We start from the raw sequence: 11,697 nt of genomic DNA, 5'->3' as shown, positions 1-11,697 counted from the left end.
CGCCGTCAGCGGAAGGCCGTCACAGCTCCTGGCGGCCGATGCGCTGGTAGACCTCGGGGCGCCGACCACGCAGAACCCGCGCGTGGACCATCCCGACGAGGAACAGGGCGAAGGTGAAGAACAGGAAGAACGACGTGACGAAGCCGGAGCCGCCGAGCAGGTCCGCGTAGTTCGCCACCGCGAGGTACGCCACCACGCCGATCCCGGCGGCCGACACGAGCGGTGCCACCGCGGTCTTCCACGCGGGCTCGGAGGACGGATTGCGGCGGAAGTAGAAGAACACCGCCACGCTCGCCGCGAACAGGAGCAGCAGGATCGCGAAGGAACCGATGCCGGACGCACGCGCGTACAGGACGTTCGGGTCGCTGCCCAGCGCCACGAACAGGACCACGCCGATCGCCCACAGCGCACCGATGATGGACGCGGCCAGGTACGGCGACCCGTGCCGGGGATGCACCTTGCCCAGCGCCGTCGGCACCACACCGTCGGTGCCGAGGGAGTACATGTACCGTGCCGTGACGTTGTGGATGGACAGCATCGACGCCAGGATCGAGGTCATCAGCAGGACGGTGACGACGTCCACCACGGTCTTGCCGACCAGCGCGGTCAGCGCGTCGGTGAACATTCCGCCGAGGTTGGCCGTGGCCGCCGCCTGCGCCCGGTCCGCGCCGGTGAAGGCGATGTAGGCCCATGCGGCCAGGGCGTAGAAGAGACCGATTCCCGCCACGGACAGGTAGGTGGCCCGGGGGATCGTCCGGTCGGGGTCCTTGACCTCCTCGCGGAAGATGACGGTGGCCTCGAAGCCGAAGAAGTTGCCGACCACGAACAGGAGGGCGAGACCGATGTTGGGGTCGGTGACCGAGGGCAGGCCCAGCGAGGCACCTCCGGTGCCCGACGGGGCCCCGTGCGCGAACGACGCGATGTCGAAGACGACGACGACCACGACTTCGAGCACCATGACGGCGGTCAGCACCTTCGCCGAGAGGTCGATGCGCCGGTAGGCCAGCGCGGTGGTCACCGCGACGATCGCCAGCGCGTACCAGCCCCACGCGATGTGGGGACCGCCGAGGTTCTTCTCCACATAGCTCTGGATGGTGATGGCGAAGAACGGCGGGGCGAAGAACCCGATCATGAAGTAGCCGAACGTCGCCAGGAACGCGCCGCCGAGACCGGCCGAGCGGCCGAGTCCCTGGGTGACGAAGGCGTAGAAGCCGCCGGGGTTCGGCACGACGCGGCCCATCAGGGTGAAGCCGACGCAGAAGGCCAGGAGTATGACCGTGGCCACGATGTAGATCGCCGGCCCGGTCTTGCCGCCGTACATCAGCAGCACGGGGATGAACCCCGCCACCGTGGTCAGCGGCGCGGAGAACGCGAGCACGCTCATGGCGAGCTCTCCGACGCCCATGTTGCCCTGCAGTCGTCGCGGCTGATCCACGACTTCCGCCTTTCGTCTTTCACCACTCACGGTGGGGACCTGCTCTTGTCTTGCCATGAGTTTCTCTTCCTGATGGGGCCCACCCGAGCTACCGCGGGGCCGGTTGGGGTTGGTGTCGCCTCCCGGGGGATGCCGTCCTGTTCAGGACGTGCTCACCGCGTGGAGCTCGCTGCGCCGGCGTCAGTGCCCGCGCAGACGTTCGGGTGTGGGGGGAGGTGGCCCGGCGCGACGCCGGTCCGGTCAGGTGACCAGGTCCGACAGCGGCCGGCCCGTCAGGGCCTGCCGGGCGCGCAGTACGACGGCCTCCTGGAGCGCGTCCATCGCCAGGTCGGACCGCCACGCGACGTGCGGGGTCATCACCAGGTTGGGCACGCAGCGCAGGACGTGGTCCGCCGGCAGTGGCTCGGTGGTGAAGGTGTCCAGACCCGCACCCGCCAGATGCCCGGAGCGCAGCGCGTCCGCCAGCGCGGCCTCGTCGACGAGCCCGCCGCGCGAGACGTTGACGAGGACCGAGCGGTGTCGCATGCGTCCGATGACCTCGGCCGACATCAGGTTTCTGGTCGTGGCCGACAGCGGCAGGTGCAGCGACACCACGTCGGACTGTTCGAGCAGTTCCTTCAGCGGCGCGGCCGGCACCGAGTCGAAGGTCGCGAACGGGTCGTAGGCGCGGACGTTCGTGCCCAGGGCCGCGTACCACCGGGCGACCTGGCGGCCGATCCGGCCCATGCCCACGACGGCGACGTCCAGCTGGGAGAACCGTGGCGTGTCCATCCCGACGCTGCCTGCCCACTGGCCCGCCTCGATGGCCGACTGCCCCGCCGGGATCCGCCGCGCCAGCAGCAGCCCCATGGTGAGCGCGTGCGACGCGACCTCCTCGGTCGCCGCACCCGGCACGATCGCGACCGGGACACCCTTCGTCCGGGCGGCTGTCACGTCGATGTTGTCGTAGCCGATGCCGTACCGCACCACGGCGATGCACTTCTTCATCGCGGCGAAGTCCTGGGCCTCGACGGGCGCGTACGGGGTCACCATCACCACGGTCGCCTCGGGAATCGTTGCGCGGAACGCCTTCCGGTCGGGCGCCACCACGAAGTCCAGCCCGAACTCCTCGGCAAGTGCCCGCTCCCGCTCCAGGCTCGGGTATTGCTGAGGGCCGACAAGGAGCAGGCCTCCGGCAGGACCGGCGGTGCCGGCTGGGATTTCGGTGCTGCTTGCAAGAGACATTTCAACAGCCGCCTAAACCTGTTCGCGGGGAAAGTGAAATGAAACGTAAGGACCGACGAACAGCCCGTCAACGGGTCCGGTGCCGTGGAATCGGAATACGTCCGAACTGGAAACGGTGTGTTGTCGGAACCGGATTAATCTCGTTGCCCGAGACTCTAGCTAACTAACGGACGTTAGCCTATGGTAGGTGTCAAGTGTCACAAGCGGAGGTGTGCGACCGTGAACGTGCGACAACTTCAGGCTTTCCTCGCGGTCGCCGAACACCTGCACTTCGGCCGCGCCGCGGAGCAGCTCTTCATGGCCCAGGCCCCGTTGAGCCGCACCATTCAGGCGCTGGAGAGCGAGCTCGGCAGCCGCCTGTTCGAGCGCAACACCCGCTCGGTCTCCCTCACGCCCGCCGGGAAGGCCCTCATCGGGCCGGCCCGTGAGGTGCTGGACGCCGTCGTGGTCGCCGAGGCCGCCGTCGGCGCGGCGGTCTCCGGCGAGTCCGGCACCGTCCGGGTCGAGTTCTGCGGGGTCGCGGCGCACCCCCTGGTGGCCGCCCTCTCCCGCGGCATGCGCGCCGACCACCCCGGCATCCGGCTCGAGCTGACCTCGCAGGCCGTCTCCAGGCCGACGATCCGCCGCCTGCTGGACGACGAGGTGGACGTCGGACTCGGCCGCTTCGACAACCTGCCGCCCGGCCTCGACAGCGAGGTCCTGATCACCGACTCGCTCGTGGTCGCGATGCCCCGGACCCACCGGCTCGCCGGCTCCCAGGTCGTCTCCTTCCAGGACGTGGCCGCCGAGCCGTTCGTCTCCCTGCCCTACGCCACCGGATCGGTCACCACCGACAGGCTGTGGCGGCTCGGTTACGCACATGGCGCCGGCGGCGTCAACAACGTCCAGTTCGCCCCCGACACCTCCTCCTGTCTGGCCCTGGTCGGAGCCGAGGTCGGCTGCCATCTCGCCCTGCGGTCCGTCTCCCGCTCGACGGCCAATCCCAACGTCGTCTTCGTCCCGCTCGCCCGACGCGAATGCGAACTCGTACCCGACGTGCACCTGCGCGCGGCGTGGCGATCCGGGTCCGCGGACCCGCCCGTCGATGTCGCACTCGGGCATCTGCGCCGTTATCTGCATCACGAGCGATCGGCCGCCGTCGCCTGAACGGGGCGCATCGCCGTATTGATCATTTCAGTTCCGGGAACAATCGCCCGCCACCTTCGCATCAATGGCGTCTGGCGATCAGCATTTCCCGGACGTAACGTCACGTTGTCGCAATCGCACTCGACCCCCATCCGGAAATCCCGGCGAAACAATGACCGCGTGGAAACGCGTGCCGTCCGCCGTGCCGGCCGAGTCTTTTTCTGTGCGCGAGATCCCGCAAAGGAGCAATACATGGGCAGCGAAGAAACCGTGCGTGAGATCGATGCGCTCGTCGTGGGAACCGGCATGGGCGGCGTCATGGCACTGCGCACCCTCACCGCCGACGCCGGTCTCGACGCGATCGCCATCGACAAGGCGCCGAAGGTCGGCGGTACCTGGTACTGGAACCGCTACCCCGGCGCGCTCTCCGACACGCAGAGCTTCATGTACCAGCTGCCCTACGACCGCGAGTTGTTCCAGCGGACCGACTGGCGCACCCGCTACGTCCCCGGGCCCGAGATCCGCCGGTACGTCGAGGACGCCGTCGACTTCTGGGACCTGCGCTCCCGGATCCAGCTGGAGACCACCCTGATCAGCGCCGTCTACGACGAGGAGGGCGCCCACTGGCACGTCGTCACCGACAGGGGCCAGTTCCGAGCCCGGTTCCTCATCACCGCCGCCGGCCTGCTCTCCCGGATCAACGTCCCCGACTTCCCCGGCGTCGACCGGTTCCAGGGCCGTATCGTCCACACCGCCGACTGGCCCGAGGACCTCGACATCACGGGTCTGCGCATCGGCGTCATCGGCAACGGCTCCACCGGCATCCAGTTCATGACCGAGGCAGCCAGGACCGTCGCCCGTCTGACCTCCTTCCAGCGCACCGCGCAGTACACCGTCCCGGCCGGCAACCGCGAGTGGTCCGAGGCCGAGCTGGAGCAGTTCAACGCCACCTGCGAGGACCGCTGGGAGGAGTTCCGCACCTCCAAGATCGGCTTCGGCGTCGACGAGACCACGCGCAGCATCTGGAGCGTCTCGGAGGAGGAGCGCGAAGCCATCTTCGAGTGGGCCTGGCGCAAGGGCGGGAACTACACCTTCGCCAACGAGACCTTCTGCGACGTCACCAGCGACCGCGCCGCCAACGAGCTCGCCGCCGACTTCATCAAGCGGAAGATCAGGGAGATCGTCAAGGACCCGGAGACGGCGCGCAAGCTCACCCCGACCGAGCTGTTCGCCCGGCGCCCCATCTGCGACTCCGGCTACTTCGAGATCTTCAACCAGCCCCACGTCACCCTCGTCAGCACCCGGGAGAACCCCATCGAGGAGTTCGTGGCCGACGGCATCGTCACGCAGGACGGCACCCTCCACGAGCTCGACGTCCTGGTGCTGGCCACCGGCTTCGACGCCGTCGAGGGCAGCTACCGGAACATGGACATCCGCGGCACCGGCGGCAGGACCCTCAAGGAGCACTGGGCCGACGCCCCCCGCAGCCACATGGGCATGACCGTGTCCGGCTTCCCGAACCTGTTCATGGTCCTCGGCCCCAACGGCCCGTTCGTCAACAACCCCTCCGCCATCGGCGTCCAGGCCAAGTGGATCGCCCAGGCGGCCATGAGCGTCAAGGACACGCCCGGCGCCTCCATCAGGCTGCGCGAGGAGGCCGAGGAGAACTGGCTGCAGACCTGCCTCGACGCGCTCAAGGGCTCCCTGTTCCTGGAGACCGGGTCGTGGATCTTCGGCAACAACATCCCCGGCAAGCGCAAGGCCCGGACGGCCAACTTCTACGTCGGCGGCCTCGACCGGTTCATCGCGATCTCCGAGGCCGAAGCGGCCCAGGGATACCCCAGCTACGAGGTCCGCGTCCCGTCCGCGGTCTGACCCCCCACCCCCCCCGCAAGCGGTTTGGAGAAGCAAGCCATGCCCACTTACCAGACGATCTCGCCGCTCGACGGTGAGGTGCTCGCCGAGTACACGATGATGACCGACGCCGAGGTCGCCGAGGCGCTCACCCGTGCCGCCGACGCCTACCGCGACTGGGCCCGGGCCGGGGTCGAGGACCGGGTCGCCGTGCTGGCCCGTATCGCCGAGCTGCACCGCGAGCGCGCCGCCGAACTCGCCGAGGCGATGGCGACCGAGATGGGCAAGCCGCTCGCCCAGGCCGAGGGCGAGGTCAACCTCGCGGCCTCGATCTACGAGTACTACGCCACCGCCGGCGCCCGGCTGCTGGCCGACGAGGTGATCGAGGTCGGAGCCGGAGGGCGGGCCGTCGTCCGGACGGCTCCCACCGGCCCCGTGCTCGGGATCATGCCGTGGAACTTCCCGCTCTACCAGGTGGCGCGGTTCGTCGCGCCCAATCTGCTGCTCGGCAACACCGTCCTCCTCAAGCACGCCCGCTCCTGCACCGGCACCGCGCTCCTCATCGACGCCGTCGTCGCCGACGCCGACGCCCCGAAGGGCGTCTACGAGAACCTCCTCGTGTCCTCCTCGCAGATCGGCGCCCTCATCTGCGACGTCCGACTGCAGGGCGTCTCACTGACCGGCTCGGAGGAGGCCGGCCGGACCGTGGCCGAGCAGGCCGGCCGGCATCTCAAGAAGTGCGTCCTCGAACTCGGCGGCTCGGACCCCTTCATCGTCCTGCCCGACGCCGACCTCGACCTCGCGCTCGACCTGGCCGCGACCGGCCGTTTCAGCAACGCCGGCCAGTCCTGCACGTCCTCCAAGCGCCTGATCGTCCACAGTGACGTCTACGACCGTTTCCTCGAAGGGTTCGTCGAGCGGGCGAAGCAGTGGAACACCGGCGATCCGCTGAGCCCGGGGACCCGCATCGGCCCGATGGCGTCCGAGTCCGGCCGGCAGGAGATAGCCGAGCAGGTCGAGGACGCCGTGTCCAAGGGCGCCGAGCTGCACCTGGGCGGTGCGGTCCCCGAAGGCCCCGGCGCGTTCTACCCGGCCACCGTCATCACCGGGGTCACCCCGGACATGCGCGCCCACGGCGAGGAACTCTTCGGGCCCGTAGCGGTCCTGTACAAGGTCGACTCCGTCGAGGAGGCCGTCGAGCTCGCGAACGACTCCCGGTTCGGCCTCGGGTCCGCCGTGTTCACCCGCGACGAGGACCTCGCGGCGGACATCGCCGAGCGCCTGGAGGTTGGCATGGTCGGCCTCAACACCCTCATCCGCAGCCAGCCCGACATGCCGTTCGGCGGGGTCAAGGCGTCCGGGATCGGCCGCGAGCTCGGCCGCCTCGGCCTGGACGAGTTCGCCAACAAGAAGACCATCCGTCTCTCCTGACGGCTTTCGGCCCTCATACGGCGCCCTGCCCGCGACCCTCCCCGGCGGGCAGGGCGCAGCCGTGAACGGCACACACCGCCCGACGACTCACCCCCGAAGGACATGACGTGAAGCTCGTTTCCTACGACTGCGGCACCGGCTGGAAGCCGGGCCTTCTCCATGGCGACCAGGTGTTCGGCCTCGACGCCGCGCTCCGGGCCACCGGCCGCCGGACCTCCTCGGACCTGCCGTCCGTCCGCGCCTTCCTCCGGGAACACGGCGGCCAGTTGCCGCAGATCGCCGCCGCCGTCGGCCCGGTCCTCGACGGCGGAACCCTGGAGCCCGTGGGGAGTCTCGACTCCGTGGTGCTCGGGCCACCGGTCACCGACCCGCTCAAGGTCCTGTGCGTGGGCCTGAACTACGCGGACCACGTCGGTGAGACCGGCCGTGCCCTGCCGGCCCACCCCGACCTGTTCGCCAAGTTCGCCAGCAGCCTGATCGGCCCCCACGACGCGATCGACCGGTCCGACGTCACCGACAACCTCGACTTCGAGGGCGAACTCGCCGTCGTCATCGGCAGGGAGTGCGCCCGTGTGGACGAGAGCGACGCCCTGTCGTACGTGGCCGGCCTGTCCGTCCTCAACGACATCACCGCCCGCGACCTCCAGTACCGCGGCACCCAGTGGCTCGCGGGCAAGGCCGTGGACCGGGCGACGCCCTTCGGGCCGGCGATCGTCACCCTGGACGAGATCGGTGACCCGCAGGCCCTGGACATCGAGACCTTCGTCAACGGCACCCGGGTCCAGGGCTCCAACACCCGGCACATGATCTTCTCCGTCGCGAGGATCATCTCCTACGTCAGCCAGTTCCTGACCCTAGGCCCCGGCGACGTCATCGCCACCGGCACCCCCGAGGGGATCGGCGCGAAGCGGAACCCGCCCCTGTGGCTGCGCCCCGGCGACAAGGTCGAGGTCGTCCTGGAGAAGATCGGGACCCTGCGCAACGAGATCCACTGACCCGTACCGCGTCGCACGTCTGCGGAGCCGAGCCCTCGGGCCGGCTCCGCAGACGTGTTGCCAGGACAGGAGCGGGAGGGCGGGTTCAGACGCGGGATGCGAACAGCTCGGCCAGGTGCTGGGTCGGTACCCGGGCCAGGTCGTCGAGCTGGACGCGGCAGGACATGCCGTCCGCCAGGAACACCGCGTCCGCGTGGGCGCGCACCGCCGGCAGCAGGTGCGTCTCGGCGACCGCGACGCTGACCTCGTAATGTCCCTTCTCCACACCGAAGTTGCCTGCCAGCCCGCAACAGCCCGCCACTTTGGTGACCGTCGCGCCCGCCCTTTCCAGCAGCCGCTGGTCGGTGTCCCAGCCGATGACCGCGCTGTGGTGGCAATGAGGCTGAGCGACCACCTCCACCCCGGTCAGGTCGGGCAGCGGCAGGTCGAGGCGCTCGACCAGTTCGGCGAAGCTCAGCGTCCCCGAGGCCACCACGTCCGCCTCCTCGGCGTCGGACAGCTCTCTCGCGTCGCTGCGCAATGACGCGAGACAGGACGGCTCCAACGCCATGACGGGGATCCCGCCGCGGATGTAGGGCGCGAGGGTCCGCACGGTCCGGTCGACGATGGTCCGTGCCCGGTCGAGCTGTCCGGTCGTGATCCAGGTCAGACCGCAGCAGGCGTCCTCCCGGATGACGCGGACCGTGAGGCCGTGCGACTCCAGGAACCGGATCGCCGCCAGGCCGGACCGCGGGAAGAAGTGGTCGGTGAAGGAGTCGGCCCAGATCCACACGTCGGGCGAGGCGTCTTCCGCGCAGGGCGCGTCCGTCGCCTTTCTCAGGGTGGGGGAGGCGAACTCCGGTACGGACCGCCGGTGGTCGATGCCGGCGGCCCACTTGGCCAGCGCGGCGAGCGGTCCGACCCGCAGGAGCAGATTGGCCGGCTTCGCCAGCGGCGCCGTGAGCCGGGCCCACTTCGGGAGCCGCCCGAGGAACAGGTGCGACCGCGGTCGGCGCAGCCCGGCGACATCGTGCCGCTGGTGCAGCACCTCGCTCTTGTAGGTGGCCATGTCGACGCCGCTGGGACAGTCGCTCGAACACCCTTTGCACGCGAGGCACAGATCGAGCGCCTCGGCCACGGCCGGCTCCTTCAGACCACCGCGCAGCAGACCGCCGTCGAGCGCCTCCTGCAGCACCCGGGCACGGCCGCGGGTCGAGTCCCGTTCGTCGCTCGTGGCGAGATAGGACGGGCACATCACCCCCGCGGTCCTCGGGGCCACGCACTTCCCGACGCCGGTGCAGCGGTGCACGGCTGCACCGAGGTCCCCGGCATCGTGCACCAGCCGCAGACCGGGGCGCACCGGCGCCTGCGGGCGCACCGGGCGCAGGTCGTCGGTGAGCGCAACCGGTTCGGCGATGATGCCGGGGTTGAGGATGCCGTCGGGGTCGCAGACCGCTTTCACCTGCCGGAACAGGGCGAGGGATGTCTCGTCGTACATCAGCGGCAGCAGCTCGCCGCGGACCCGGCCGTCACCGTGCTCTCCCGACAGGGTGCCGCGGTAGTCGCGCAGCCGTGTCGCACAGGCGGTCATGAAGTCGCGGAAGACTCCGGCCGAGGCCGGGTCGCCGGGCCGGAACGGGAAGTCGATGCGGCAGTGGACGCAGCCGTCGCCGAAATGCCCGTACGGAATGCCCTGGAGGCCGTGCGCCCGCAGGAGTTCCTCGAAGTCGCGCAGCCACGCGCCGAGGTGCTCCGGCGGAACGGCGGCGTCCTCCCATCCGCCGTACGCCGGAGTCGGCAGCGACCGGCCCGCGAGCCCGGCGCCGTCCTCACGGATGCGCCACAGCGCGGCCGCCTCACGGGGGTCGACGACCAGCCGGGTGTCCAGCGCGGCGCCGGCGGCGACGAGCCGCCGCACCGCGTCCGTCGCGTCCTCGCCCGCCACCTCCGCGAACAGCCAGCCGTTTCCCCGCGGCAGGTCGGGCACCTCGGAGCCCTTCTCGCGCACCAGGTCCACGATGCGCGAGTCCATGCCCTCGCACGCGACGAGCCGGCCGGGCGCCGCGGCGAGCAGCGCCGGTACGGCATCGGCCGCGTCGGCCATCGTCGGGTACCCGAGCACCAGCATCCGGCGGTCGACCCGGTCGTCGACGAGGCGGACGGTGGCCTCCAGGACGGTGGCCAGTGATCCCTCGCTGCCGACCAGGAAGCGTTCGACGCGGCGCCGCTCGGGCAGCAGGTGCTCCAGGCCGTAGCCGCTGACCTGGCGGCCGAAACGGCCGAACTCGGTGCGCAGGTGGGCCAGGTTGGCGTCGCCGACGGCCGCCAGCCGCGCCGCGGTGTCGCCGCCGGCCCGGCCGCCCTGCTCCAGGGCGAGTTCGCCGTTTCCGTACAGCACGCGCAGCGACTCGACGTTGTCCACGGTCCGGCCGTAGCCCAGCGCCCGCGACCCGCAGGCGTTGTTGCCGATCATTCCGCCGACCGTGCAACGGCTGTGCGAGGACGGGTCCGGTCCGAACCGCAACCCGTGGGACGCCGCCGCGCGCTGCAGGTCCGCGTGCACCACGCCCGGTTCGACGCGCGCCGTCCGCGCGACCGGGTCGATGTCGAGCACCCGGTTGAACCGGCGGGTGTCGATGACGATGCCGCTTCCGACCGCGTTGCCGGCGATGCTGGTGCCCGCGCCGCGCATCGTCACCGGTATCCGCAGCTCGCGCGCCACCGCGTGGGCCGCGATGACGTCGTCGGCGCTGTGCGCCTTCACGACCGTGGAGGGGACGACGCGGTAGAGGCTCGCGTCCGACGAGTACAGGGCTCGTGTCAGCGGGGAGTCGTCGAACTCGACTCCCGCGGCGCGAAGAGCGGCGGCGAGGTGTGCTTGAACGGGCATACTTCAGGCTAACTAACGTAAGGTAGTTTTGCTACTGCGGTGTCACCGACACTGACTAACGTAAGGTAGTTTCCCGCGTCGCGTTGGCAGCAGGCGAAGGAGGAGTCGGTGTCCGAGGAGCGGTGGTCCCGCGCGGTCGAGGAGTTCGACAAGCACCTCAGTGAACTCGACTGGAGTCGCCAGAGCGCCTCTCGGCGGGCGATCCTGGAGGCGTTCCTCCGGCTGGCCACCGAGAACGGGTTCAACTCGGTCACCATGCGGATGATCGCCAAGGAGATGTCCATCAAGGCGCCGAGCCTGTACAACCACTTCCCGGACGGCCGCGACGAGATCGTGGCCGAGTCCCTCCGCTGGCACTTCTACAAGTTCGGCGTCGCCGTGCTCGACGAGGTGCGGGGCGTCGAGGACCCCAGGGAGGGCTGGCGCCGGATGGTGCACGTCCACCTGACCCGCCAGATCGAGCTTCCCGAAAGCAACCTGTGGGACCTGCTGGTGGCGACCGACCAGCTCGTCCACTTCCTCCCGCCGACGCTCCGTGAGGAAGTCGACGCCTGGGTCGATCTGTACGAGGCGCTCTACCGCGCCGCGGCCGAGGACATGGGCTTCGGTCCGTCCGTCCAGCAGGTCAAGCTCGTGATGACAGTCCTCGAAGGCGCGAACCGCTGGGCCATGTGGGACGGCAGGCGACGGTCGCTCGCACCGCTGGCCGAGAAGGCGAACAGCGCGACCCTCGCCCTGCTGGAACTCGCGAAGGACTGAAGGGA

Annotated in this window: 8 protein-coding genes; 5 read left to right on the top strand and 3 right to left on the bottom strand. The window is 70.0% G+C overall.

The genetic code is table 11. The features are described from left to right. Nucleotides 1–19: 19 nt before the first annotated feature. Together ABZ464_RS05590 and ABZ464_RS05585 are read right to left on the bottom strand one after the other, a co-directional pair. Nucleotides 20–1,435: an APC family permease gene (locus ABZ464_RS05590; protein WP_359271342.1), complete on the bottom strand. Its 1,416-nt coding sequence runs from the start codon at nucleotides 1,433–1,435 to the stop codon at nucleotides 20–22. A gap of 240 nt (nucleotides 1,436–1,675) precedes the next feature. After that, complete coding sequence (locus ABZ464_RS05585; protein WP_359271339.1) at nucleotides 1,676–2,659, bottom strand: C-terminal binding protein; 984 nt, start codon at nucleotides 2,657–2,659, stop codon at nucleotides 1,676–1,678. Nucleotides 2,660–2,878: 219 nt separating this feature from the next. Here ABZ464_RS05585 and ABZ464_RS05580 point away from each other — a divergent pair, with 219 nt between their 5' ends. The 4 genes from ABZ464_RS05580 (at nucleotide 2,879) to ABZ464_RS05565 (ending at nucleotide 8,064) form a co-directional block, all read left to right on the top strand. After that, nucleotides 2,879–3,805, top strand: a complete 927-nt coding sequence (locus tag ABZ464_RS05580; RefSeq protein WP_359271336.1) for a LysR family transcriptional regulator — start codon at nucleotides 2,879–2,881, stop codon at nucleotides 3,803–3,805. Between the two features lie 231 nt (nucleotides 3,806–4,036). Then, nucleotides 4,037–5,659 carry an NAD(P)/FAD-dependent oxidoreductase gene (locus ABZ464_RS05575; RefSeq protein WP_359271333.1) on the top strand — a complete coding sequence of 541 codons (1,623 nt, stop codon included), beginning with the start codon at nucleotides 4,037–4,039 and terminating at the stop codon, nucleotides 5,657–5,659. Between the two features lie 39 nt (nucleotides 5,660–5,698). After that, nucleotides 5,699–7,069 carry an NAD-dependent succinate-semialdehyde dehydrogenase gene (locus tag ABZ464_RS05570; protein ID WP_359271330.1) on the top strand — a complete coding sequence of 457 codons (1,371 nt, stop codon included), beginning with the start codon at nucleotides 5,699–5,701 and terminating at the stop codon, nucleotides 7,067–7,069. Between the two features lie 107 nt (nucleotides 7,070–7,176). Next, nucleotides 7,177–8,064: a fumarylacetoacetate hydrolase family protein gene (locus ABZ464_RS05565; RefSeq protein ID WP_359271327.1), complete on the top strand. Its 888-nt coding sequence runs from the start codon at nucleotides 7,177–7,179 to the stop codon at nucleotides 8,062–8,064. A gap of 85 nt (nucleotides 8,065–8,149) precedes the next feature. Here ABZ464_RS05565 and ABZ464_RS05560 read toward each other — a convergent pair whose 3' ends face one another. Next, nucleotides 8,150–10,933, bottom strand: a complete 2,784-nt coding sequence (locus ABZ464_RS05560; protein ID WP_359271325.1) for an FAD-binding and (Fe-S)-binding domain-containing protein — start codon at nucleotides 10,931–10,933, stop codon at nucleotides 8,150–8,152. Nucleotides 10,934–11,041: 108 nt separating this feature from the next. On the opposite strand from ABZ464_RS05560, the gene ABZ464_RS05555 reads away from it, so the two are divergent. Further along, a complete protein-coding gene (locus ABZ464_RS05555) occupies nucleotides 11,042–11,692 on the top strand; it encodes a TetR/AcrR family transcriptional regulator (protein WP_359271322.1) in 651 nt (216 codons plus the stop codon). The last annotated feature ends 5 nt before the right edge of the window (nucleotides 11,693–11,697 follow it).

Source organism: Streptomyces sp. NPDC005820 (genome assembly GCF_040630255.1).
Lineage (GTDB): Bacteria > Actinomycetota > Actinomycetes > Streptomycetales > Streptomycetaceae > Streptomyces.
Note: the sequence above shows the minus strand (reverse complement) of the source record. Positions and strands in the feature narration are given on the sequence as shown.

Excerpts from the sequence above, each read along its gene's own strand:
- ABZ464_RS05585 (WP_359271339.1), bottom strand. The coding sequence starts at position 2,659 with ATGTCTCTTGCAAGCAGCACCGAAATCCCAGCCGGCACCGCCGGTCCT.
- ABZ464_RS05560 (WP_359271325.1), bottom strand. The coding sequence starts at position 10,933 with ATGCCCGTTCAAGCACACCTCGCCGCCGCTCTTCGCGCCGCGGGAGTC.
- ABZ464_RS05575 (WP_359271333.1), top strand. The coding sequence starts at position 4,037 with ATGGGCAGCGAAGAAACCGTGCGTGAGATCGATGCGCTCGTCGTGGGA.
- ABZ464_RS05570 (WP_359271330.1), top strand. The coding sequence starts at position 5,699 with ATGCCCACTTACCAGACGATCTCGCCGCTCGACGGTGAGGTGCTCGCC.